The sequence below is a fragment of the Acinetobacter sp. 789_lipA genome (assembly GCF_058242845.1).
In genome coordinates, this window is the sequence record NZ_JBZAYS010000001.1 from 3104819 (window position 1) to 3130613 (window position 25795).

Here is a 25795-nt window from a genome sequence, read left to right on the forward strand (position 1 = left end):
TAATAAAGCCCACCGAAGTGGGCTTCAATAGATAGTGGCTTTATCTCATATTTTTATCGGCACTCAGCCTAGTCATTGACCCAAAGACCATCTTGCATATGCAAAATAGAATCGGCGGACTGAGCCAGTTGTTCATCATGCGTCACGATCAACATCGCCATATTGAACTCCTGACGTAAATCCATCAGCAGTTCAAAAATTTTGCTTGCTGTTTTCCGATCCAAGTTGCCTGTCGGTTCATCTGCCATCATTAATGCTGGCTTGGCCACCAATGCACGCGCCAATGCAACACGTTGACGTTCCCCACCCGAAAGCTCACCCGGTTTATGGGTTAAACGATGCGTCAATCCTACACGTTCGAGTAAATATTCGGCTTGCTTTTGTACATCTTTAAAGTTGGTGCCTTGACGTAACATCAGTGGCATTGCCACATTTTCCAAAGCCGTAAACTCAGGTAACAGATGATGAAACTGGTAAACAAAACCTAAGTGTTGGTTACGTAAATAACCACGCTCAGCTTCATTCAAACTGTCAAAACGACTGCCCTGCAAAAACACTTGGCCCGAACTCGGACGGTCTAAACCACCCAAGACATGCAACAAAGTACTTTTACCCGAACCACTCGACCCCACAATCGAGACAAATTCACCTGCTTTGACTTGTAAAGAGAGACCTTTAATCACCTCAACAGTCGACTTACCATCGGTAAAGTGCTTTTCAATATTTTGCGCTTCTAAAACAATTTTACTCATAACGTAATGCCTCCGCGGGTTGGATTTTTGCAGCACGCATTGCAGGATAAATTGTTGCAAGGAAACTTAAAATTAAAGACAGGGACACAATGGTTAATACATCTTGCCATCTTAAATACGATGGTAAGTAATTGATGAAGTAGGCATCAAACAGATGCAGTCCCATCACGTTGTTTAACCAACCCACAAAACCACTAATTCCAGAGGCGAAAACAATGCCGAGAATCGCACCCGACACCGTACCAATCACACCAATAATCGTGCCCTGAACCATAAAAATACGAGTAATGGTCGCAGGTGAGGCGCCAAGGGTACGTAATATGGCAATATCCGATTTTTTATCGGTCACAACCATCACCAAGGATGACACAATATTAAATGCAGCCACCAAGACAATCAGGAAGAGTAATAAGCTCACCATAGCCTTTTCCATTTGGATCGCACTAAACAAATTGCCATGAGTATAGGTCCAATTCGAAGCATAAAAACCGCTTGGCAGATCCATCACAATTTCATCAGCCACTTTAGGTGCTGCAAAAATATCATCCAATTTCAAGCGAATGCCTTGCGCGCCATCAGGTAAGCGTAACAAAGTAGATGCATCATTCAAGGCAATGTAGCCCATCATCGAATCGACCTCAGCACCAATGCTGAAAATGCCCACAATTTTGAAACGTTTAAAACGCGGCACTACACCCGCAGGTGAAGGTGTTGCCTCCGGTAAAACCAAAGTCACACTATCATTTAACCCTAAACCTAAGGCATCGGTCATTTGTTTGCCTAAAACAATACCAAACTCACCTTTTTTTAAGTTATCAATACCGCCTTCAACCATGTGATCTTGGATAATCGAAACCTTTTTTTCATATTGAGGTTCGATCCCCGTGACCATAATTCCAGCCACTTGGCCTTGTGCCGTAAGCATCCCCTGCAATTGAGTAAACGGTGCTACGCCTGTGACGTGTTCCTTTGTCTCAATTTTTTTTGCAAGTTCAGGCCAATCTGTTAAAATTTGTGTTGAAGAAACAGTGGCTTGAGGTATCATTCCAAGTACACGTGTTTTCAGCTCTCGGTCGAAACCATTCATTACAGATAAGACTGTAATAAGTACAGCCACACCCAGTGTCAGACCGATCATCGAAACCAGTGCAATAAAAGAAATAAAGTGGTTGCTACGCCGTGCGCGAGTATATCTCAACCCTATATACAGCGAGATTGGTTTAAACATACCATCTAGTCCGAGGTCATAATTATGGAAAATTTACAGCATCAAAACGTTCAAACAGAACGTCGTGTGATGTCACGAATCGATGCGGCCTTGAGAATTAACTATCAGATCATTTCTGATGATGTTGCCCTGAATGACCCTTACGATCCTAATTTTGTTTTACCGCGCTATTTTCTACTACTCGCAGAATTAGATCAATTTGATCATGCACTAAACTACGAATTAGAACAATTATCTGAAAAAGATCAACAAATTGCTCGAATCTTATCCCTATTTAACCAGAAATTAAACCTGATCACGGGGTCTTTGTATGACACAATTGTACAAACCATGTTACCTACACCTGAACATGTGAATTTTTCTGAAAGTGGTTTGAGCTTTTATAGCGAAAAACAAGTTCAAGATGGTACCTATATCCACTTAACCTTGAGCCACCCTGAAAACTTCTTCCATATTGCAGCCATAGCGCAAGTGGTGTACAGCAATGAAGAGGAAAATGGTAAGTGCCGTACGGGAGCATACTTTATTACCTTACACCCGCAAGATCGTGTCAAGTTGGCCGACTGTATTTCTTTGGCTGTCGAAGATCATTAAAGCCAGAACCTTGGACTAGTTTTGGCTTTTTAACTTTTGGGCAAGTTTCCGACTTGCCTGAAGATCTTTATAAAAATAAACGAATAAACCTGACAATAAAACCACTGCACCCACAATCACCATCATCGAGAGTTTTTCTTGATTCAGCACAGCACCTACAAATAAAGCAATCATCGGCGTCATAACGGTAGTCAGCGATAAAGTCGTGGGTTGAATTTTCTGCACCAATTTAAAATAACAGAACATCGCAATCAATGACGCCATGATGACCGTATATAGCAGCGCCAAACAAGTTTTCAAATCGGGAATTTGCTGCGGTGCATACTGCCAAATAAACGGCACAATACATATAGCCGCCAATGTCGACACCAAAATTGAACCTGTCGCTTGTGCAACGGGTTCAATATTCGCATTGACTTTTTTCACCCAAAAAATAGAGGCTGCATAAGAAAATACACTCAGTAACATCAACCCAATCCCAAACGGATGGACATGCTGTGCTGTACCTGCAAGGCAAATGATCGCAAGTCCCAGCAGTGCAATACACATCCCAAGCCACTGCATCGCACTCAAATAGGTCTTAAAGTAAAAACATCCGATCAGCCCTGCCATAATCGGTGCTAAGCCAAACATCAATGCAATCATGCCTGAACTAATATAGTTAGTCGCAACATAGGTAAAAAACTGGGAACCAATCAAGCTAAAAGAACCAGCCAAATAACTATGCCAAGCAACTTTATCGATGGGGAACTGTCGCTTTAAGACCAGTAACAAACAAATCGCCAAAGGCAACGCGATGAAAAAACGTAATACCAACGCCCACAGCATATGTAAATCGGTCACACTCCACACAATCGCTAAAGGCGTTGTGGACCAAATAAAAACCAATAATCCATAGGTTGCCATCAGATTGGCTTTAGAAGACATAATCAGCTCGATGCTAAATGGCGGTTTTGCGTTTTTGCTTTTGAATGGTTTGGTCTAAAGAACTAGAAAATTCGCGTTTATCACGCTCAGAAATAGGCGGTGGCCCACCCGTATTTACACCTGCGCCACGTAATGAATCCATAAAATCACGTAAATGTAGGCGGGCTTTAACATTCGCGGTAGTATAGATTTCGCCACGCGGATGAATTGCGATTCCACCCTTTTCAATCACCTGTGCCGCCAGCGGAATATCTTGTGTCATCACAATATCATTCTCTTTCATGCGTTCGATAATTTCTTTATCAGCGGCATCGGCTCCACTCATCACTTGAATTGAATTTATACGAACGGAAGGCGTAATCCCGACATTTTGATTGGCCACAAAGGTCACTTCAAGCTGATAACGATCTGAAGCACGTAAAATCACTTCACGTAAAATTTTAGGCAATGCATCTGCATCGACCCAGAGTTTAAATGGCAGCACTGCACATCCATAAACAAAAGAAACTGCCTTAGTCTAACAAACTCAGTGCTTGAGCATAATAGATAAAACCGCTCAAAATCCCTAATACAAAGCTTGTGTCATACTTCTTAAGTATCACAAGGAAATACTTTGTTCTTTTGTCTGTCAAATAAAGTAAGGCTTTAGTCTTTTTTGATGATTTTCCAGTAAAAATAAAATATAGGACTTGAAATATAGAAATAACCCTCGATTTAATAGGGATATATAACCTCATTCAATCGTGCATATGAACAATCAAAATAGTCCAGAAATAATCACCATTGATGACCAAAACTTTGGTAGCCACGTCGAGCATTGGAATTTACTCACAGATAACCCTGCACAAGATGTCCCTAAATGGTTAGGTTTAGCTTTAAATGCACCAATCATGCCGATGGGTTTATGCCAGACTGAACAAGATATGGATGCAGATTGCTGGCTCATTCAAGGTCCAAGTCAAGCGGCTGTTCAGCTGACTCAAGTCATCGCGGTTGAAGACAATAAACCCAAGGCTGTTAAAACTGCATTTCCAAGTTTTAATAGCCCCTATAAAGTGTCTGCTGTGGTTGAACGCATCATTCGCGGTCAATCCAACACACAAGCCGTTTTACGTTTAAACTTAGGCAATAACAGCATCGTCTACGCTTATGACAGCCTGTATAGCGTCAATCATGCTCAATACCAAAAAGACCAAACCTATATTGCACATCTCAATGCATGGGCATATGAACTAGAAGCAGTCGCAGAGCACGAGCAACTGGTGGTTGATGACCCTGCATCGATTAAACATCATCGTGCCTTGAACGATATTTTGGCAGCAAACAATGGCATTGCTCCTGCAAACCTACAAGAACAGATTGATGCATGGGAACCAAAGTCAGATGACGACAAAGAACCTGTGACTGTCGATTTTTCAAAAATGGTCGCTTATTTGTATGGCGAAAAGATCGGTCAGGAAGATGAAGCATGGTTCCAAGGGAATATTGTTGGCAAAACCAGCATGCAATTTATGGAACAAGACTACACTCTGCTTGATGTTGCCTTGATTCATGAAGACAACCAACCTGCAACACTGATTCGTATTGCCACTAAAAATCCAGAGTATGCCAACTTTAATATCGGACAATACATTCGCGGCAATATTTGGATTCAAGCCAATATTTATGCATTAAATCAATAATTTATAAAAATAAGCCGACGTAAACTATGCAAGATCGATGTATAGGCTGCGTTGGCTTCTTTATTTATATCAGTACGATTTATTTTAATTTGAATTCATTTGTATAAAAATTATCCACATATGTTATTATCTCTTAGTATTTTAAATTCATTTAAAAGAACTTTTATCCACAGTTTTAAATTCAATTATCTTATTTTAACGATGAATAATAAAATCCTAAGTTCTTTGACTTTCAGATAGTTAGTTATTGGTAGCTGCTGGCTTCTAGGTTAACTCAGCATAAACTTGAATATTTAAGTGATTATGTATAGTGGAAATCTGATTATTTTTAATTAGTACTTTATTTAAGCATTTTTTTATGTTAAAAATACAAACATGCAATAGGATTTTAACGATAATTAAATCGGAATAAAAACTTCCATGAAAATTATGCAAGAAGAAAATATACAGCATGTTGAACATCAATTAGAAAAGCGCTATCAGCTTGACGCTTATTCGTGCATGTTTTTTGTGTTAGGCATGATGATTTCTGCCTACTTCTTACATCAGTTCATCCTGTAACTGATTTCACGTCGCAGCCCAATTCAAAAAAGCCAACTTTGTTGGTTTTTTTATGCCTAGATTATCTGCTACGCCGTATCACTGGATCATTCTTTCCATGTTCTACGCAACATGGCACCCACAAAATTACTTGTATCTCATAAGCAGAGTTGCTTCCCTCCCCCTTAGTTGTCGCACTCACCTACCACCGCACAAGTTGGTGAAAAGTTTTAAACATTGAGACATACAATAAAAAATAGCAATTTTAGGTATAAAAAAACCTGCAAGTCTAAACTTACAGGCCTCTGAAAATACTATAAAAATTAGAATAAACGATTCATACCATTTAAAGTCGCTACACGATATGCTTCAGCCATCGTCGGATAGTTAAACGTCGTTTCTACGAAATAATTGATGGTATTGTTTGGACTATTCATCACCGCTTGACCAATGTGAATAATTTCCGAAGCGTTATTACCGAAGCAATGTACACCCAGCACTTCCAAAGTCTCACGGTGGAATAAAATTTTCAACTCACCCACTGTGTCACCTGTAATTTGCGCACGCGCCAAATGACGGAACGAAGCCTGGCCGACTTCATACGGAATTTTTTCTTCGGTTAACTCTTGTTCAGTTTTACCAATCGAAGAAATTTCTGGAATGGTATAAATTCCTGTCGGAATATCAACCACAGGCTCTACCCCCACTTCACCGCTCATGTTTGCACCTGCACAACGACCTTGGTCATATGCAGCAGAAGCCAGTGAAGGCCAACCAATCACATCACCAGCAGCGTAAATGTTTTCCACTTCGGTTTGGTATTGATCGTTGACTGTAATTTGACCACGGCTGTTTGGCGTAATACCCACATTTTCTAGACCTAAGCCATCCGTATTTCCAGAGCGACCGTTACACCACAAAATAGCATCTGCTTTAATTTTCTTACCGCTTTGTAAATGTAGCACCACGTGATCATCATACGTTTCAAGATGATCAATCTGCTCATTATGGCGAATCAAGACCCCTTGTTGACGTAAGTGATAAGACAAAGCATCAGAAATTTCATCGTCTAGATAACTCAGCAATTTGTGCTGTGTATTAATCAAGTCAACTTTATGATCGAGTCCAATGAAAATAGACGCGTATTCACAGCCAATCACACCCGCACCATAAATGATGATTTTTTGGATCGAATAATCAAGGTCTAAAATTTTGTCCGAATCGAATACACGCGGATGATTAAAATCAAGCGCCGCAGGACGGTATGGACGGCTACCCGTTGCAATCACGATTTGTTTGCACATGATCGTTTCTTTGATGCCTTCAGGGCTAAACACTAAAACCGTATTTTGGTCTTGAACATAGGCACGACCATGGTAAATATCAATTTTATTGCGGTCATAAAAACGTGAGTGTGTATCAACCTGTTGTTGAATCACTTTATGTGCATTTTGAAGCACTTGCTTCATTGTAAACTGACGCCAGTCACCCATTTTTTTAAACATTGGGTCGCGGCGATAACGGATAATACTCGATACCGTTTGACGTAAAGCTTTACTTGGAATGGTCCCCACATGGGTACAGTTACCACCGAGCTGCTCACGTACATCCACAATCGCAACACGCTTTCCAGATTTGGCAAGTTTCATTGCCGCGCCTTCACCCGCAGGGCCTGAACCTAGAACGACCGCATCGTACTTAACGAAAGTTCCACCAACGACCTCTTTTTTACGTGGCATTCAACGCTCCTTCTTCAAAAACTTATTACTTATCTTGGGCATATTATGACGTAATTGCAGGCAATTTGCTGTATTTAGCTTACATATATTAAGTGATAACCACATTTAGTAAATGAATAGTATTTCCGCCCTATCAATTCGCATTTCCGCTATACTAATACTGCTATTTTTAGCATCTCCCCCGTCAAAAACAGTGGAATAGTTGAATATGTCTGAAAACCGTAAACCTGAGCAGGGTATCAAACTTCGTGGCGCAGAAAAGGTCGCGCGTATACCTGTAAAAGTTATTCCTACGGTTGAAACGCCACGTAAGCCGGATTGGATTCGCGTGAAAATGGCAGCACCCGAAGAAGTGCAACGCATTAAATCAACCCTACGTGAACAAAAACTTCATACCGTTTGTGAAGAAGCTGCATGTCCAAACCTACCTGAATGTTTTGGTGGCGGTACTGCAACCTTTATGATTATGGGTGACATTTGTACACGTCGTTGTCCTTTCTGCGACGTGGCACATGGCCGTCCAAATGCACTTGACGCAGACGAACCACGTCACATGGCTGAAACAATTTCAAACTTAGGTTTAAAATATGCCGTGATCACGTCTGTAGACCGTGATGACTTACTTGACGGTGGCGCACAACACTTTGTTGACTGTATTAAAGAAGCACGTGCATTAAGCCCGAATACTTTACTTGAGATTTTGGTACCTGACTTCCGTGGTCGTATGGACATTGCGCTTCGCATTATGACTGAGTGTCCACCTGATGTGTTTAACCACAACATTGAAACGGTACCGCGTTTATACAAAGCGATGCGTCCAGGTTCAGACTACCAACACTCTTTAAATCTATTGAAAATGTTTAAAGAATATTGCCCTGACGTTCCAACCAAATGTGGTTTGATGGTCGGTATTGGTGAAACTGAAGAAGAAGTCATTTCACTTTTAGATGATTTGCATGCACATGGCGTTGACTATGTAACAATTGGTCAGTATTTACAGCCTTCTAAAGAGCATGCGCCGATTGACCGCTTCGTTACACCAGAAGAGTTTGAACGCTACACTGCGCATGGTCAAAAGTTGGGCTTTAGAAATATTTGGGCAGCGCCGATGGTTCGTTCAAGCTACTTCGCTGACCGTCAATACTATGGCGAACCTGTACCAGCAGTACGTCGCAAAGCAGATCCTGCGAAAAAGATTGCGGTCCAAACGATTGAAGCTTAATTTGCTGTGGTGTTAAACAGTTAAAACGCAAGAATTAAAAGCCCTCATATGAGGGCTTTTTTTATTACGATCTTCGTTCTTTATATTTTTCAATTACGTATTCATACATTTCTAACACAGTCATTGTTCAATAAACATCCTAATCTAATTCAAAGTCTAAAATAATCGTGATGCTACACATCACATCAAATTCATTTTATTACACCTTTTTAGTCTACGTTTTGCCTTATTTTCCGTGGAATTCTATAAAACGTATGACTGACCTCACGGTGTAAACAACGGGAGGTTTCAATGGGTTTCATTTTCGCCATTCTGTTTTTAATCTGTATCCTCTGGGCTGTTTTTTATTTTGAACTCAGTCGCTTAATGGCAACTGCAATGATTATTTTTGCATCCCTCTTCGCTGCTATTTTTATCAGTCCGTGGTCATTACTTCTAGGTCTGCCCTTAATTATTCTCAGCCTGATTGTGGTTATTGATCCATTACGAAAGTCTTTAATCACGCAACCTGCCTATAAAGCTTTAGCCAAAGCCATGCCGAGTATGAGCAGTACCGAACGCGAAGCATTGGATGCCGGCACTAGTTGGTGGGAAAAAGAATTATTTATGGGTGCGCCTGACTGGAAAAAATTTGATGGTTATGTCTATCCAACTCTGTCCGCTGAAGAGCAATCCTTCTTAGATCATGAAGTTGAACACCTTTGTGGTTTACTCAATGAATGGGAAATTCATCACCACTTAAAAGATCTTCCTGTTGAGGCATGGCAATACATCAAAGAACAAGGCTTTTTAGGTTTAATTATTCCCAAAGAATACGGCGGTCGTGCGTTTAGCTCCTTTGCACAAAGCCGAATCATGAGCAAAATTTCTTCACGTTCACTGACCACTGCGGTCAGTTGTATGGTGCCCAACTCTCTAGGCCCAGGTGAATTGCTTTTACATTATGGAACTGAGGAACAAAAACAACGCTACTTACCAGGACTCGCTAAGGGTGAAGAAATCCCCTGCTTTGGTTTAACCAGTCCTGAGGCTGGTTCAGATGCGGGTGCAATCCCTGATACAGGCGTGGTCTGCTATGGCGTGTTTGAAGGCCAAGAAGTACTCGGTTTACGTATGAATTTTTCAAAACGCTGGATTACACTGGCGCCTATTGCGACTGTGATTGGTCTCGCTTTTAAACTCTATGACCCTGATGGACTATTAGGCGATGCAAGCAAAACTGAATATGGCATCACCTGCGCATTATTACCTGCCAGTCATGACGGTGTCCAAGTCGGTGCGCGACATAATCCTGGTTCACCCTTTATGAATGGCACGGTCGATGGACAAGATGTTTTTATCCCACTCGATTGGATTATTGGTGGGGTGGAAAATGCAGGTAAAGGTTGGCGCATGCTGATGGAATGCTTAGCCGTAGGTCGTGGGATTTCCCTGCCAGCGCTCTCCACTGCTTCAGCTGAAATGGCCTATTTAAGTGTCGGTGCTTTTGCCAAAGTTCGCCAACAATTTAAAATTTCTGTAGGACATTTTGAAGGCGTGCAAGAAGCCACCAGTGATATTGCCAGCGGTGCGTATATGTTAGAAGCTTTTCGCTATATGGTGACTTGTGGTTTAAATGAAGGTGGAAAACCTGCTGTGATGACAGCTATGGCCAAATACTATGCCACCGAAACCATGCGTAAAATTGTCAATCATGGGATGGATGTCGTTGGTGGTCGGGCGGTACAAATGGGGCCACGCAATTTTTTAGCACTGAATTATCAGGCCATCCCCATTTCAATTACCGTTGAAGGGGCCAATATTTTAAGCCGTTCTTTAATGATCTTTGGTCAAGGCTCAATGCGCTGTCATCCTTATTTATATGAAGAGCTACAACTCCTCCAAGCAGAAGATACAAAGGCAGCTTTAGCGCCTTTCGATACGCTACTTTTTAAACATTTGGCTTATACCTTTAACCGAACAGCCCGTTCATTCAGTTATGGCATATTCGGTGGCCCTTCAGATGCTTCCGCACAGACAGATGCTTTCTCGCGTCCTTTTTACAAAACCATTAACCGTTACAGTGCAAACTTTGCTTTAACCGCAGACCTGTGTTTAGGCTTACTTGCAGGCGATATTAAACGCAAAGAAATGCTTTCAGGGCGTTTGGCTGACATTCATGCCCATCTATTTATCGCGACCGCTATTTTGAAGTTTTATGAAAAAGGACAACGTAGTGAGGTGGAACAACAGCATGTTCAACTGGCTTTAGAAAAAGCATTTGTCCAAATTCAAGATGCATTTGATGGACTATTCGCAAACTTTCCTATGCGAGCCGCAGCTTGTGTGGTCAAGTTCATCTGTTTCCCTTTTGGTCGTGTTGCCCAGCAACCAAGTGATCAGCTAAAAACGCAATTAGGACTTGCTATTATGGAAAATAATCCTTTCCGTGAACAACTGAAGCAGCATGTTTTTTATAATACCGATCCCAATGACGTCTTTGGGCGTATGGAAAATGCCTTCCAAGCAGCATTAAAGATTGATCCACTGTGGACGAAGTTTAAAAAAGCGGAGTCCAAAGGACAATTTGAAGGCTTAGATTTTGAATCACATATCCAACATGCGCTTGAAACAGGATTCATCCGCTCCGAGGAAGCGGATCAGTTGATTCATTACAATGCTCAACGCTTCGACAGTATGCTCACCGATATTTTCGATCATGAGCTTGAACAGACACTAGATTTAAAGAATCCCTACCATACAAAAGCTTCCGATATTCAACCATAACCCTCTCATCGGTTTTTGAAACTCCTAAAAGATAAAAGTCCGTTTACGGGCTTTTATTTTATCCACACAATATAAACCAAGACCTCAAAGCGAAGTTTTAAATCCAATACACGTTTAAACGATAGTAGAACTCTTCCACTTCCAAACGGACTTGATATCCCAGTTGGGTAAGTTCTGCTGAAAGATGACGAATATCTTCTAAGGGTAAATGTTTTGGCAATACGGTAAATACCGCAGTATTTCCCTGTTTCGCACTCTCCTCAATTAGTGAGGCTAAACGTAATTTATAGACTTCAATATCTAAATACGCTTGGTTGGACATAATTTTTGCCTGTTCGGCATTAATAAAAGCAGCCATCTTTTCCTCCAAATTCGCCCAAGTATTGACTATGAAACTAACGCAGAACAAAACAGCGTATAACGTGATTTGGTAACACTGTGTAGCCATTTCTTAGAGAAATAACAATAAGAATCAAATCTATTTAAAAAGGCAGCGACTACAATCCAAGTTTTTCTGTTCACCAAACTCACTTAGCGTTACAGAAAAAATAAATAAAGTTACCATCTATTTTATTTAAATAATAATTGTTATCATTTGCGATATCGTTTACTAATACACCAACTCTCTTCCATGAATAGCACCACTCAAATTGATGCCTTGGTTCATTCGGAAAAAGTCCGTCCGAAGCCTGCCAAAAAGAAGAAAGTCGACACACCACTTAGCTACCGTCTGATGGTGTTGTATCGATTTGCACTTGCCTTGCTTGGAGGTTATCTCCTTGCTGCACTCTCTGCATTAACCATTGCTAAAGTCTTTATTACAAATCCTGTGAATGCGGCCATGAGCGCCACACTCATTGCATTTTGTCTTAACTGTGCTGCCTTTATTTGGGTCTTTATGGTTCAAAAAACCTTAAAAGCAACGCTCGGCATTGCTGTGCCATGTATTGCACTGTATGCCCTACTCAAATTTTTAGGATAGTTTTTCAATGCGTGTTGATCAAAAAGCGGAAGGACCGCGCCAATCCATGTCGTGGTTGCATACATGGGCCAGTCTCATTTTAGGGTGGCTGCTGTATGCAATTTTTGTGACTGGAACCCTGAGTTTTTTCCAAAATGAAATTTCTACTTGGATGAAACCAGAAACACATCAATCTGTCCCCGCACAATCTCAAGTGCAACAAATGCAGGTCGCGCTCAACTATTTACAGAAAAACCACCCAGATGCAAGCAGTTGGAATATTCAACTACCCAACTCACGCCAAACCACAACTGAAGTGACTATTCGTGCCGTTGGTGAAGACCCGAAAGCACGTCGTGGTGGAACACGCCTCACCTTAGACAGTGCGACTGGTGAAGTGATTGAACCACGGGATACGCGTGGTGGTGGATTCCTATATCGTTTCCATTTTGAATTGTACGGTTTACCCCGCCTTTGGACGCGTTGGTTGGTCGGGATTGCCACCATGTTCATGTTGGTCGCAATTGTTAGCGGCATCATTACCCATAAAAAAATCTTTAAAGATTTCTTTACCTTTCGCTCTGGCAAAGGTCAACGCTCATGGCTAGATGCACACAACGCAACCGCTGTCTTTGCATTGCCTTTTCATCTAATGATTACCTTTAGTGGCCTACTACTGCTCATGTTTATGTTCATGCCTTGGGGAATTAACCAAGCGTATGAAAATCGACAACAGTTTTTACGTGACCAACAGGCCAGCATGATTGAACAGCCCCAAAAGGCTGAAGATGTGCAGCGCGAAGATCGAGGTCAACGCGAAGGCGAAAGAGCGGCTCGTGGAGAACGCGGACAGCAACGCGGTGAACATATAGAAGGTCGTGGTGAGGAACGTCCAAAACCCGAACTCCGCCCTGCGCCACTGACACACTTAGCACCAATTATGGTGGCGGTACAACAACAGTGGAAAGACAATCCAATTGCTTCAATTAACATTATTTCACCCAATACAGACCAAGCCAAAATTGAGTTGCGTGCCTTGCGTGCTGAAAGCGTCGCGCATCGCAATGTGTATGCAACCCTCAACTATAATGGGGTCACGGGTCAAGATGAAACGGATAAAAATATACGAATCAAAAATCCATCGATTCCAAGTGGCATATATAACGTGGTCACCGTCTTACACGAAGCGCGTGGCCTCGACTTAGCACTGCGTTGGTTATTATTCTGCTCAGGTATTTTAGGCACGCTCATGGTGGCGACAGGTCTGATCCTTTGGTGTGTAAAACGTGCACCCCAACAGCAGAAACAAGGCTATAAATCGTTTGGTTTCCGACTGGTTGAAGTCCTGAATATTGCGGCCATTATTGGTTTGCCTTTGGCCTGCGCGGCATATTTTTATGCCAACCGTTTCATTCCTGCAGATGTAGAAATGCGCCTGAACTGGGAAATTCGTAGCTTCTTTACCGTATGGTTACTCACGCTAATTTATGCCATTTTCCGTACCCACCGCCAAGCATGGTTAGACTTACTTTTATTGGCAACACTCGCTTTCGCCCTGCTGCCAGTGGTCAACTTGATGACAGGTGGTCAAGCTTTGTGGAACAGCATTGCGCAAGGCCAGTGGATGATTGCATCGGTTGATTTAGCCATGTGGGTAATGGCAGTGATCTTCTATTTCGCTTATGACAAAGTGAAAAAACATCAAGGTTTGCCGAATAAAAAAGTGAAAGCACCCCTTCAGGAGGCCGAAGCATGATTTGGTTTCTGATCATTTGGACTTTAGCAACTTTAGGTTTTTTTGCACTTGCCAGCAGTATGTCTAAACATCAAAAGCAAATCTTTAGCAAAGAACTGACACTTCAGCAAACACGCTTAGCAACCACTGTGGGTTGGTTACTGTTAATTGTTTCTTTGTTCATTTGCTTAACGCAAGGGCATTGGAGCACCGAAATCAGTTATTGGGTCGGCGTAATTAGCTTCGCTGCACTGTTTGTTGGACTTTGCTTAAGTTATTTTGAACAAAAAATTAAGAATATCGCTGTTTCAGTTTTACTCTTATTTATATTCAGCCTAACTTTGCACCTGATCTGAACCTAAAAGCCAATCTTCGGATTGGCTTTTTTACTTGAAAGCATTAGGCTATCCACAGTTTAAATCTTTGGTTATTTGTATGCCTAAATCTCCTAAAATTCCTGCTGAATTGGTCAACCTTGCAACAACAGGTAATAGTGACGCTCAATTTGAACTTGCTGAACTGTATATGCAAAGTGAAAATGAAGATGACATTACGTTTGCAGAAGAATGGGCGCTTAAAGCAGCAGCATTGGGTCATGTGGAAGCCATGTATTGGCTGGGTGAAGGTTATGCTTTTTATGCCAAAGAACTTCGCGAAGAAGATCCAAGCGAAGCTGAAACCTACTTTGGACATGCACATCACTGGTTAAAACAAGCCGCTGAACTCAAACACCCTACTGCAATATTAGAGTTGGCTGGTTTTTACCGTCGTGGTGATGTGGTTGAAAAGGATGGCGCTAAGTCGATTGAACTGGTACAACAAGCAGCGGAACTGGGTGAAGCTCAAGCCATGCGTGACTTGGCATTCATTTATGAAAATGCGCTAGGTGTCGATGCTGATGAAGCAAAAGCCAAATACTGGCACGACAAAGCAGATGCCGCAGAGCAAGAATAAGTAAAAAGCCCATCCTTTGATGTCATGCCAGTTAGTGAATAAACTGACTGGCATTTTTTAAATTTCATTCGATACGCCATAAGGTCATCCGCAACCTCAGCAAGATTAAAAGCAATGCTTTTATTTGCAGCGTAAGACGAAGTAGTCGCCTTTAAAATGAATTGTTTTTTGCAACAAAAGGCGCTCTGCATTCAGAAAGTAAACAGATTTTTCGGAAGACAAATGTTTTTGGTTCTTTTGCCGAAACAAAAGAACGCCCAAAAAATTGGACTTAAAACTTACGCACAAAAATAATCTCTAAATCCTGCTTCGGCACAAAATTCTTTTCTGTCATTTGAAATTGTGTCGAACTGATCTTTTTCACCTGACCCTTCCAACAAAATGAAACCAGCTCATTCGGGTCACGCTCAATGGTCAGTTTAAAACTTTGAATAGGTTTCGCCCAATTTGCACCCGTTTTTAAGATATAGCCCAAGGCTTGATAAGGTGCATATTGCGACTTGGCCTTTTTCAAACCTGCTTTAAAGTTTTGATCCATACAATAGATCTTCTCATCCTCTTCAGGATATAAAGAGACCGAACCACCGACCAATGGCATATATTCATGTTGTACATGGGTCAACGCATTGGCCTTAAACTTCTGCTGCCAACTATAAATAATTTGCGATTCCCAATAAATTTCATCATCCGCCTGATAGGGCTTTAAAAGCTGCTGCACTGTTTTGTCCTGACAACGATACAAACGCTGATTAAGCGTAGAGTCTTGTTGCAATAACCACGGATACATCAAATCTCGATCGGAAAAACCACATTTTTTCAAACCCGTAGTCACATCGACAACTTCGCCATTGGAATTGAAGTCCCCACTTGCTGTTAAAGCGGGTAAAAATGCACGCACATGCGTTTCTGGCTGAATCTTTTGTGCATTGGCTTGTACTTTAAAGCTTTGAATCAATTGTTCGGTATGCGCAAAATCGCTTTCACGCGAACTGCCCACACGCGGCAAGGGAAATAAAACAGTTTCCGTAATATCTTGAGTTGTAAGATTTTTAAATTGGTAATTCACCCGAATGATGTTTTTACTGATAAACAAATCTTCACTTTGCATACTGATTTTTGGATTTTTCAGATATTGCACACCGCCCGTTGCCACAAAACCCGTGCTGTCATTCGCACTGATCTGCATAGAGATGAACACACATAGTCCAAGGATTTTTTTCATTTAATGCCTCCTTTTCATGTTTATTGTGCTGTTTCCATGCGAGCGCTTGAATGATCAAGCACGATCACTTGTCGGCAGATGCCCTCGACTTGACGTTGCTGTTCAAATACAGATGCAGGCATCGCATCAAAACTATCAAAGAAACAGATTTCCTGCTCATCTATAGAATAAACCAGTGAATGATTTCCAATGCCATCTAAAGTATCATAATAGACAATGATAAATTTATTTTGCTCAAATGCCTGTTGAATTTGTTGGTAATTGATGGCCGCTAAAACTGGCAGGTTTAGTTGCTCAGCTTCTGCATAACTCAATTTTTCTTGTGCTTGAAGCTCTGGGTCTTCATCAGTATAAAATTGAACATCAAAGCCAAATTTCTTTAATCCGACTGCCAAGCCAATGGTTGTCGTTCCGTTTTCTGCATCGTAACCACAGACCTCTATCAACTGTTCAATATCCGCATCGATATATAAATGCTGGAGTAGCATCCATACCGCATAAATACCGCCATTAGCTTCAAGGTTCATTAAGGATTCAGGGATATTCAAAGCCATAACACAATTCAAAAAAGATGATTGTGTTGATAATAAACAAAACATCGTTGGAACTGAATCAATTTCCAAGTACAATACTTCGCTAGTCGAGGGATGCTGCGACTTTTTCACAGGTACATAAATGTGAAATCGCTAGGCTCGACGATCCGGTTCAAATCCCTTTTGAATCAACAACGGCATCCGCGAACTGAATGATCAATTTTTTATATTAGGAGATCGTGATGAACGCGGTTACTGCTTCATTTACAGATTACAAAGTTGCTGATATTTCACTCGCTGACTACGGCCGTAAAGAAATCAAACTTGCTGAAGCAGAAATGCCAGCACTTATGGGCCTACGTAAGCGTTATGCTGCTGCAAAACCACTTGCTGGTGCAAAAATCCTTGGTTGTATCCACATGACCATTCAAACTGCGGTTCTTATTGAAACCCTAGTTGAATTAGGCGCAGAAGTTCGCTGGACCTCTTGTAACATCTTCTCGACTCAAGATCATGCTGCTGCTGCAATTGCGGCTTCTGGTGTTCCTGTATTTGCTTGGAAAGGCGAAACTGAAGAAGAATACATGTGGTGTCTTGAACAACAAATCAATGTAAATGGCACACCTTGGGATGCCAACATGATTTTGGATGATGGTGGTGATTTAACCCTCCTTGTTCATGAAAAATACCCTGAAGTAATTGCAAAAATTCACGGCGTAACTGAAGAAACGACTACAGGTGTTCAACGTCTGTATGAAATGCTTCGTGACGGTACTTTGAAAGTTCCTGCAATCAACGTCAACGATTCAGTAACTAAGTCTAAAAATGACAACAAATATGGTTGCCGCCACTCACTGAATGATGCCATCAAACGCGGTACGGATATGCTTTTATCTGGTCGTCGTGCGCTTGTGATCGGTTACGGTGACGTAGGTAAAGGTTCTGCGCAATCACTTCGTCAAGAAGGCATGATTGTACGTGTCACTGAAGTCGATCCAATCTGTGCGATGCAAGCATGCATGGACGGTTACGAAGTTGTATCTCCATACAAAAATGGCGTACAGACTGGTAAAAAAGAAGATGTAAATGCAGACCTTCTTCAAAATACTGACCTGATCGTAACAACAACAGGTAACTACCACGTATGCGACGCTGCAATGCTTGATTCATTAAAAGCAGGCGCTGTGGTATGTAACATCGGTCACTTTGACACTGAAATCGACACCAACTACTTACGTGGTTACAAGTGGGTTGAAGTGAAGCCACAAGTTCACCAAGTTTATCGTTCAGAAGATGAAAATAACTACTTGATCCTTCTTTCTGAAGGTCGTTTAGTTAACCTAGGTAATGCAACGGGTCACCCATCACGTATTATGGATGGTTCTTTTGCCAACCAAGTACTAGGTCAAATGCACTTGTTCGCTGAAAAATTTGCGGATCTTGCAGAAGATCAGAAGCAAGCCTCGATTCGCGTAGAACTACTTCCTAAAAAATTAGATGAAGAAGTTGCGGCAGCAATGGTTGCAGGCTTTGGTGGTGTTTTGACTCAACTGACTCAAGTACAAGCAGATTACTTGGGCGTTGCTGTTGAAGGCCCATTCAAGTCAGATACTTATAAATACTAAGTTTTATATTTCCCCTCATCCTAGCCTTCTCCCAGTGGGAGAAGGGACTTTTCATTATTAATTCAATTTATAGTGAAAGTCCCCTCTCCTGTGAAGCGAGTTTTAAGCACTGCTTTAAAGCTATGCGCAAGAGAGGGCTCGGAAGAGGTCTAAATAAAAAGCATTTATAAAAAGGATTTGAACATGTCGAAACACATTCCTATTTCTTTTGAGTTTTTCCCGACCAAAACGGATGCGGGCGCAGAAAAACTGAAAGTCGTACACCAAGAATTACAGCTGCTAAACCCAGAGTTTTTCTCAATTACCTATGGTGCAGGCGGTTCAACCCGTGAACGCACCTTAGCAGCCATTGCTGAATTCAATGGTAAAGGCACACCTGTTGCCCCTCACTTGTCTTGTATTGGTGATGACAAAGCACGTATTGCAGAGTTACTCGACATTTATAAAGATCAAGGCATTGACCGTATTGTGGCGCTGCGTGGTGACTTACCTTCAGGTCAAGTTGGCCTAGGCGAATTACCTTATGCCACGGATTTGGTTCGCTTTATTCGTGAACATTCGGGCGATCATTTCAAAATTGAAGTTGCCGCTTATCCAGAAATGCACCCTCAAGCAGATAGTTTTGACCTAGACATTCAACGCTTTTGCGACAAAGCCAATGCAGGTGCGAATGCCGCACTGACTCAGTTCTTCTTTAATCCAGATGCCTACTTCTACTTTGTCGATCGCATTCAAAAAGAAGGTGTGAACATTCCAGTTGCACCAGGCATTATGCCAATTACCAATGCCAGCAACTTGATTCGCTTTGCAGATGGTACAGGCGCTGAGATTCCACGTTGGATTCGTAAGCAACTGGCAACCTATGGTGATGACACTGCCAGCATCAAAGCATTTGGTCATGAAGTGATTGTGAAACTTTGTGAACGCCTGATTGCAGGTGGCGCACCGAGTTTGCACTTCTACACCATGAACACCACTGACCCTACCCGCCAGCTTGTACTAGACCTCGGTTTAGCATAAGCATTTAAACTAGATTCACCCTATTTGAGAGTAAAACCGAATGCCTCGTTTTTTTATGGAAGCAGAACTCAATGTTGATCACACTGTCGAACTGACTGAAACTGTGTTTCACCATTGGGTCAAAGTTTTGCGCGCTCAAGTCGGTGAAACGGCTACTTTGTTTAATGGACAAGGCGGCGAATATGAAGTGACCTTAAATGACGTTGCTAAAAAGTCAGCATCAGTTCAGGTCACTGCTTTTAACCCAACCAATCGTACGCCTACGTTTAAAACTTTACTCGGTCAAGTCATGAGTAAAGGTGACCGTATGGATTATGTCATTCAAAAGGCAGTTGAATTAGGCGTTTCCGAAATTCAACTATTAACGTCTGAACGTTGTGAAATGCGTTTGAAATATGACCGCGACCAAAAGAAGATTGATCATTGGCAAGGCATTGCCATTGCGGCTTGCGAACAATGTGGCATGAATCTTGTGCCAAAAATTCTTGCACCAGTTAGTTTGGAAAAATGGCTTGCATCTGAATTACCTGCGACGCGACTTGTACTCGCCCCAAATAAAGAAAAACTCGACGTATTGGCACATGCGACACCAAACATTGCACTACTCATTGGGCCTGAAGGTGGTTTAAGTGAGGCTGAAATTATAACAGCCAATGAGCACGGTTTTATCAGCTGGTGTATTGGTGAGCGTGTATTACGTACAGAGACAGCACCTGTCGTCGCTTTGTCAATCCTCAACTACAATTTAGTGATTTAAATCACATAAACAGCAGAGTCACCCTTTTGTTCTGTTAATATATTGATTATGATGTACAACAATATTACCCTTGACTTATATCAAAATATAAATTGATTGTGTTTTACACAATGCATTTAAATTTGAAAAAAGACACAACACAACGCCATTGGGTCATAAAAAAAATAAGGTTTCGCGATTCATGCCAGATATTTCTACAGAAAATCTTGATCGGCACTTGCAGACTGCGCAAATATCGCATTCCATTAGCCATCTTCGTTTCCTCATCAGTAGCTTACTGATTCTTAATTTTTATATTTTCTGTGCATATCACTATAATTTTTCTCAAGATTCTTTTTATTTTAACCTGTGGTTTTTTATTTCCGAGTTTATTCTCAGTATTTTTTGGCTCGTGAACACCGTGTATTTCAACCCGAAAAATCACTCTGCCAAACATGCACACCGCTGGATTCAAGGCATCTGTTTAAGTATTGGTCTTTTGGTTGCAGCAGGCGTCGTATGTATCTACTACTACTTACCCAGCCTATCTGGCAATTTTAACTATACAAATGCCCTACTCTTATCTGCACTTTTAGTGATTGTCACACAGACCGTTTGCCTCACCTATTTAACGCAACGCATCAGTTATTTTTGTTTGGTTTTTATTCCGTCTATCACCCCTTATGTCCTCTCGCAATTTATCAACTTCGATGCCAATCATACTCTTTTTCACCTTGCTGTGAACTTTATTCTGATTGTGATTTTGCTCTGTGCCAATGCCACCAACCGTATTAATCAGCACTTATCCCGTCTCTCAATTAAAAATCGAGAGTTGAAAAAAGAAGCTGAAAAACAAGTCGCTTGGACCGATGATTTATGCAAACAGCTACAAAACGAAATGAATAAATCCAAAGAAATTGAACAACAGTTACAACTGAATAATCAATTACTTGAGCAAAAAGTACGTGAACGAACCTTTGACGTAAATCAAATCAATAAAGACTTAAAAAATAAGCAAGAAAACCTATCGCTTGCCCATGAAATTTCAGGTATCCGTCCTTGGGATTGGAATATTAAAGATCGGCTCATTTCCCTGACCAATCACAAACAAGAAAAAGTACTTAAAAATTCCACAGAGCATCAACTTCAGCTTCAGTACCTAATTCATCCAAATGATATTGCCCCGTTTAAATCTGCAATGAAAAGTCATTTACGGGGTCATTCAGACCGCTATGAAGCGACTTACCGTGTGCAACACAATAACGGGAAATGGTACTGGGTACATGACACGGGACGCGTCATTGCTCGCGATCCAATCAATCAAAAACCGTTACAAATGGTCGGTATTCGACGCGATATTCAACATGAAAAAAGCAACCAAGAACGTCTTCGACTAGCAGCGAGCGTCCTTGAACAAGCTGAACAAGGGATTTTCATCTTAGATGAAGACCTGCGTTATATCGACGTAAATCCGTTCTTTGAGCGTTTGGCTGGCTTTGAAGCTGTACAAATTAATGGCAAACATCTGTTTGATATTGTTGCAAACTATAAGTCGCATCAACGCAGCACACATAACCAAATCATTGGACAGCTCCTAAAAAAAGGCGAATACGACGGTGAACTTAATGAAAAGTTCCTATCAGGCAAAGAGCTGTGTATTTGGATGCATCTGAATGCCATTACCGACGAGCAAGATCGTGTCACGCATTATATTGGTATCGTGTCCGATTTAACCGAGCGTAAACTACAAGAACAGCGTCTTTCCTATTTAGAAAACTACGATACGCTGACCGATTTGCCCAACCGTTTTTACTATAACTATCAGCTTCATCAGTATTTGGTTTCTCAACAAGACAGCATTAAACAACTGGCGATTATTCGGCTCAATATCGACCGTTTCCGCCCATTGAATGAATTCTTAAGCAATAATGGCGGAGATGAACTGCTGCGCCAAGTTGCCCAGCGCCTTCGTTTAACCAATGCTGAAGCCTTGATAGTGGCTCACTTAAATGGTGACGATTTTGCAATTGTATATGAGGTCTCTCATATTCGCCCCTCCGTTCAGGAACATATTGATCGCATTAACAAAGCCTTTAGCCTACCTTTTGATATTTTTGGTCAAGAGCACATTATTACGCTTTCAATGGGGATTTCGCAGTACCCTGAACATGGTCGTCAGCTGGACTACTTAAACAACTGTGCAGAACAAGCACTGAGTGAAGCAAAACGTTTAGGTGGAAATGCCACCAAGTTCTACAGCCTGAGCAATACCGTTGCATTAGAAGAAGGAATTTATTTAGAACGCGATTTAAGGCTAGCAATACAAAACAATGAGTTGGTGGTTTATTACCAACCCAAAATCAACTTTCACAATCAGAAGATTTATGGTTTTGAGGCGTTGGTACGCTGGAATCACCCGACCAAAGGCATCGTCCCACCGGGTCTATTCATTCCGATGGCAGAAAAAACCAGCTTAATTTCAGATATTGGCCGCATTGTAATTTTACAAACCGCTAAGCAAATCAAAGAATGGAATAAATTGGGTTTTGATAATATCTGCGTTTCGGTCAATGTGGTTGCCCAACAATTACAACGTGGACAGCTTTTAAAGGACTTAGATGAAGCCCTTGATCGATATAAAATCAGTGGTAGTAGCCTCGAATTAGAAATTACAGAATCCACTTTGGTTGAAAACTCGGAAGCGGTGAAGAACCTCCTTGAAACCATCAAATCGCGTGGCATTCATATTTCTTTAGATGACTTTGGCACAGGTTATTCATCGCTGTCTTATCTGACTGACTTCCCAATCGATACTTTAAAAATTGATCGAAGCTTCATTTCAAAAATTGGGCACTGCAAACAAGAAGCCATTGTGAGCGCCATGATTGCCATGGGGAAAGCCATGGGTATGACCGTGGTGGCGGAAGGAATTGAGACCGAACAACAACTGAGTTACCTACAAAACTTAGAATGTGATATCGCGCAAGGTTATTTATTTTCCAAACCTCTTCCGCAGCTCGATGCTACCCAATATTTAAGAGATCATCTCGACACACCCTCGTATACATACTTAATATAAATCAGACTGTTTTAGCTCTAAGTTTGCCTTAAAAAGCACCAGCTATCACTGGGATATGCCAGCAACTAATGGTATATTCGGTCTTGTCTACTAAAAACTACCAGCTCCGCTGGCTAACCCACGCTACAAAGAGATTCAGATGGACGATCAATCATTAAAACAGCAAGCTTTGTATTATCACGAATTCCCAACCCCAGGGAAAATCAGCGTTACACCTAGCAAGCAGCTGGTCAACCAACACGATTTAGCCTTGGCGTATTCACCTGGTGTCGCAGCACCATGTCTTGAAATTGAAAAAGATCCTTCAAAAGCAGCGCTTTATACTGCACGTGGGAACCTTGTTGCCGTAATCACAAATGGTACTGCCGTTTTGGGTCTAGGTAATATTGGTCCACTGGCTTCTAAACCTGTCATGGAAGGTAAAGGCGTTTTATTTAAAAAATTCGCAGGTGTTGATGTATTTGACATCGAAATTGCAGAAAATGATCCTGACAAAATTGTCGATATTGTTGCTGCATTAGAACCGACTTTTGGTGGCATCAACCTTGAAGACATCAAGGCACCAGAATGCTTCTATATTGAACAAAAACTTCGTGAACGTATGAATATCCCTGTGTTCCACGATGATCAGCATGGTACATCCATTATCGTTGGATCTGCTTTGCTGAATGCTTTGCAATTGAATGGCAAAAAAATTGACGAAATTAAAATCGTCGCTTCAGGCGCAGGGGCTGCAGCTCTGTCTTGCCTAGATTTACTTTGTGCCATTGGTGCAAAAAAAGAAAATATTATTGTTGCAGACTCACGAGGTCTACTTACAACAAAACGTGAAGGTCTAGACGACTCTAAAAAACGTTATGTACAAGATGTTGAAGGCACTCAACTGGCTGACGTGATTGCAGGCGCAGACATGTTCCTCGGCTTATCTGCTGCGGGTATCTTAACCAAAGAAATGGTTAAAGTAATGGCGAAAGATCCGATTATCTTCGCACTTGCCAACCCAGATCCTGAAATTCTGCCTGAACATGCACACGAAGTTCGTGATGACGTGATCATGGCAACAGGTCGTTCAGATTATCCAAACCAAGTAAACAACGCACTTTGTTTCCCTTACATTTTCCGTGGTGCTCTTGATGTAGGCGCAACCACTATCAATGAAGAGATGAAAATTGCATGTGTCTATGCGATTGCGCGTATGGCACACATTGAAGCAGATGCGGCATCTTATGGTGAAAAATCTGCATCTTTTGGTCGTGATTACTTAATTCCACGCCCACTTGATCAGCGTCTGATTTTAGAAATTGCACCTGCTGTTGCACAAGCGGCCATGGATTCAGGTGTTGCAAGTCGTCCAATTCAAGACTTCTCTGCATACCGTCAACGTCTTTCTGAGTTTGTTTATAACTCAGCACTGATGATGAAACCTATTTTTGCTCAAGCAAAATCTGATCCGAAACGTATTGCTTATGCTGAAGGTGAAGACTTACGTGTACTTCGTGCAGTACAAATTGCGGTCGATGAAGATCTTGCAAAACCAATTTTAGTCGGTCGTACTGCGGTTATTGAAGCAAACATTAAAAAGTTAGGCTTACGTCTTGAACATGGTGTGAACATCACTATTGTGGATCAAGAAAAAAATCCTGACTACGAATTGTTTGCAGATGACTACTACACGCTTATGCAGCGTAAAGGTGTAACACCTGAATATGCACAACGTGAAGCACGTCGTCGTTCAACCTTGATCGCATCGATGTTAGTGAAACATGGTAAAGCAGACGGTATGCTATGTGGTACGTATTCAAGCTACGACATTCACTTAGACTTCGTTAAAAACATCATTGGTAAAAAAGAAGGTCACAACTCTTTCTTTACATTGAATGCTTTAATGCTTGAAGACCGTAACCTGTTCATTGCTGACACTTATGTCAACACCAACCCAACAGCTGAACAGTTGGCTGAAATGACAATTTTAGCTGCTGAAGAAGTACGTCGTTTTGGTATGACACCACGTGTTGCTCTACTTTCTCACTCAAGCTTCGGTTCAGATCAAACTGATCCAAGTGCGCAAAAAATGCGTAAAGTGTTTGAGATTTTGACGCAAATCGCGCCAGAACTTGAAGTTGAAGGTGAAATGCATGCGGACGCGGCATTGGATGAAAACATCCGTAACTTTGCATACTCAAACTCGCGCTTCAAAGGTTCTGCGAACCTATTGATCATGCCAAACTTGGATGCAGCCAACATTTCATTTAACCTGTTGAAATCAACTTCAGGTAATAATGTTACCATTGGCCCTATCCTACTTGGCGCAGCGAAACCAGTTCATATTCTTACACCGACAGCAACAACACGTCGTTTAGTGAATATGACTGCGCTGACTGTAGCGGAAATTCAAGAAGCGGAGAAAAACGGCGAATAATTGTTTGTCGTTATACTCGTATCTTGTGACTTGAGAAAACCTCTATTCTGTAGCATGATGG

At 41.5% G+C, this 25795-nt stretch carries 22 protein-coding genes; 14 read left to right on the plus strand and 8 right to left on the minus strand.

Annotated elements, in window-relative coordinates; genetic code table 11:
- Positions 1-68 precede the first annotated feature (68 nt).
- Together lolD and AC4CUZ_RS15325 are read right to left on the minus strand one after the other, a co-directional pair.
- Complete coding sequence (gene lolD / locus AC4CUZ_RS15320; protein ID WP_004693913.1) at positions 69-752, minus strand: lipoprotein-releasing ABC transporter ATP-binding protein LolD; 684 nt, start codon at positions 750-752, stop codon at positions 69-71.
- Entirely contained in the window at positions 745-1980 is a 1236-nt protein-coding gene (locus AC4CUZ_RS15325; protein ID WP_004693914.1) for a lipoprotein-releasing ABC transporter permease subunit, read from the minus strand. Before AC4CUZ_RS15325 ends, lolD begins: the two co-directional genes overlap by 8 nt.
- Positions 1981-2004: 24 nt before the next feature.
- On the opposite strand from AC4CUZ_RS15325, the gene AC4CUZ_RS15330 reads away from it, so the two are divergent.
- The gene (locus tag AC4CUZ_RS15330; protein WP_201950856.1) at positions 2005-2574 is read left to right on the plus strand and encodes a PilZ domain-containing protein; all 570 of its coding nucleotides are present in this window, start codon (positions 2005-2007) and stop codon (positions 2572-2574) included.
- 15 nt (positions 2575-2589) lie between these two features.
- On the opposite strand, the gene AC4CUZ_RS15335 is transcribed toward AC4CUZ_RS15330, so the two are convergent.
- Positions 2590-3501, minus strand: a complete 912-nt coding sequence (locus AC4CUZ_RS15335) for a DMT family transporter (protein WP_201950841.1) — start codon at positions 3499-3501, stop codon at positions 2590-2592.
- Between the two features lie 13 nt (positions 3502-3514).
- The gene (locus AC4CUZ_RS15340) at positions 3515-3985 is read right to left on the minus strand and encodes a YaiI/YqxD family protein (RefSeq protein ID WP_004693920.1); all 471 of its coding nucleotides are present in this window, start codon (positions 3983-3985) and stop codon (positions 3515-3517) included.
- Between the two features lie 265 nt (positions 3986-4250).
- On the opposite strand from AC4CUZ_RS15340, the gene AC4CUZ_RS15345 reads away from it, so the two are divergent.
- The gene (locus tag AC4CUZ_RS15345) at positions 4251-5183 is read left to right on the plus strand and encodes a hypothetical protein (protein ID WP_201950838.1); all 933 of its coding nucleotides are present in this window, start codon (positions 4251-4253) and stop codon (positions 5181-5183) included.
- A gap of 420 nt (positions 5184-5603) precedes the next feature.
- A complete protein-coding gene (locus tag AC4CUZ_RS15350; protein ID WP_004693924.1) occupies positions 5604-5744 on the plus strand; it encodes a hypothetical protein in 141 nt (46 codons plus the stop codon).
- A 302-nt stretch (positions 5745-6046) separates the two neighbouring features.
- Here the strand turns inward: AC4CUZ_RS15350 and sthA are convergent, their stop codons facing one another.
- On the minus strand, positions 6047-7462 hold the full coding sequence (gene sthA / locus AC4CUZ_RS15355; RefSeq protein WP_004693926.1) for a Si-specific NAD(P)(+) transhydrogenase: 1416 nt from the start codon (positions 7460-7462) through the stop codon (positions 6047-6049).
- A 208-nt stretch (positions 7463-7670) separates the two neighbouring features.
- Between sthA and lipA the strand changes: the two genes are divergently transcribed.
- Complete coding sequence (lipA, locus tag AC4CUZ_RS15360; protein WP_004693928.1) at positions 7671-8684, plus strand: lipoyl synthase; 1014 nt, start codon at positions 7671-7673, stop codon at positions 8682-8684.
- Positions 8685-8975: 291 nt separating this feature from the next.
- Positions 8976-11450, plus strand: coding sequence for an acyl-CoA dehydrogenase (locus tag AC4CUZ_RS15365; protein ID WP_201950835.1), 2475 nt, complete (start codon positions 8976-8978; stop codon positions 11448-11450).
- Positions 11451-11547: 97 nt separating this feature from the next.
- Here AC4CUZ_RS15365 and AC4CUZ_RS15370 read toward each other — a convergent pair whose 3' ends face one another.
- A complete protein-coding gene (locus AC4CUZ_RS15370; protein ID WP_004980661.1) occupies positions 11548-11808 on the minus strand; it encodes a hypothetical protein in 261 nt (86 codons plus the stop codon).
- Positions 11809-12081: 273 nt separating this feature from the next.
- On the opposite strand from AC4CUZ_RS15370, the gene AC4CUZ_RS15375 reads away from it, so the two are divergent.
- The 4 genes from AC4CUZ_RS15375 (at position 12082) to AC4CUZ_RS15390 (ending at position 15100) form a co-directional block, all read left to right on the plus strand.
- Positions 12082-12432, plus strand: coding sequence for a hypothetical protein (locus AC4CUZ_RS15375; RefSeq protein WP_126036008.1), 351 nt, complete (start codon positions 12082-12084; stop codon positions 12430-12432).
- 7 nt (positions 12433-12439) lie between these two features.
- Positions 12440-14167: a PepSY-associated TM helix domain-containing protein gene (locus tag AC4CUZ_RS15380; RefSeq protein ID WP_151835893.1), complete on the plus strand. Its 1728-nt coding sequence runs from the start codon at positions 12440-12442 to the stop codon at positions 14165-14167.
- Entirely contained in the window at positions 14164-14502 is a 339-nt protein-coding gene (locus AC4CUZ_RS15385; protein WP_151835894.1) for a DUF3325 domain-containing protein, read from the plus strand. The genes AC4CUZ_RS15380 and AC4CUZ_RS15385 overlap by 4 nt, the downstream gene beginning before the upstream one ends.
- Positions 14503-14581: 79 nt before the next feature.
- Positions 14582-15100, plus strand: coding sequence for a tetratricopeptide repeat protein (locus tag AC4CUZ_RS15390; protein ID WP_171500545.1), 519 nt, complete (start codon positions 14582-14584; stop codon positions 15098-15100).
- 271 nt (positions 15101-15371) lie between these two features.
- On the opposite strand, the gene AC4CUZ_RS15395 is transcribed toward AC4CUZ_RS15390, so the two are convergent.
- Both AC4CUZ_RS15395 and AC4CUZ_RS15400 read right to left on the minus strand, forming a co-directional pair.
- Positions 15372-16322, minus strand: a complete 951-nt coding sequence (locus AC4CUZ_RS15395) for a DUF4424 family protein (RefSeq protein WP_201950833.1) — start codon at positions 16320-16322, stop codon at positions 15372-15374.
- A gap of 20 nt (positions 16323-16342) precedes the next feature.
- The gene (locus AC4CUZ_RS15400) at positions 16343-16876 is read right to left on the minus strand and encodes a cysteine peptidase family C39 domain-containing protein (RefSeq protein ID WP_114837006.1); all 534 of its coding nucleotides are present in this window, start codon (positions 16874-16876) and stop codon (positions 16343-16345) included.
- Between the two features lie 221 nt (positions 16877-17097).
- On the opposite strand from AC4CUZ_RS15400, the gene ahcY reads away from it, so the two are divergent.
- The 5 genes from ahcY (at position 17098) to AC4CUZ_RS15425 (ending at position 25734) form a co-directional block, all read left to right on the plus strand.
- Positions 17098-18480, plus strand: a complete 1383-nt coding sequence (gene ahcY, locus AC4CUZ_RS15405; RefSeq protein ID WP_125273045.1) for an adenosylhomocysteinase — start codon at positions 17098-17100, stop codon at positions 18478-18480.
- Positions 18481-18663: 183 nt separating this feature from the next.
- Positions 18664-19500, plus strand: a complete 837-nt coding sequence (gene metF / locus AC4CUZ_RS15410) for a methylenetetrahydrofolate reductase [NAD(P)H] (protein ID WP_087010755.1) — start codon at positions 18664-18666, stop codon at positions 19498-19500.
- Between the two features lie 40 nt (positions 19501-19540).
- Positions 19541-20257, plus strand: coding sequence for a 16S rRNA (uracil(1498)-N(3))-methyltransferase (locus tag AC4CUZ_RS15415; RefSeq protein ID WP_125273044.1), 717 nt, complete (start codon positions 19541-19543; stop codon positions 20255-20257).
- 181 nt (positions 20258-20438) lie between these two features.
- Positions 20439-23315 (plus strand): bifunctional diguanylate cyclase/phosphodiesterase, encoded by a 2877-nt coding sequence (locus AC4CUZ_RS15420; protein WP_201950831.1) that lies wholly within the window; start codon positions 20439-20441, stop codon positions 23313-23315.
- A 139-nt stretch (positions 23316-23454) separates the two neighbouring features.
- Positions 23455-25734 (plus strand): NADP-dependent malic enzyme, encoded by a 2280-nt coding sequence (locus tag AC4CUZ_RS15425; RefSeq protein WP_078426787.1) that lies wholly within the window; start codon positions 23455-23457, stop codon positions 25732-25734.
- Positions 25735-25795 lie beyond the last annotated feature (61 nt).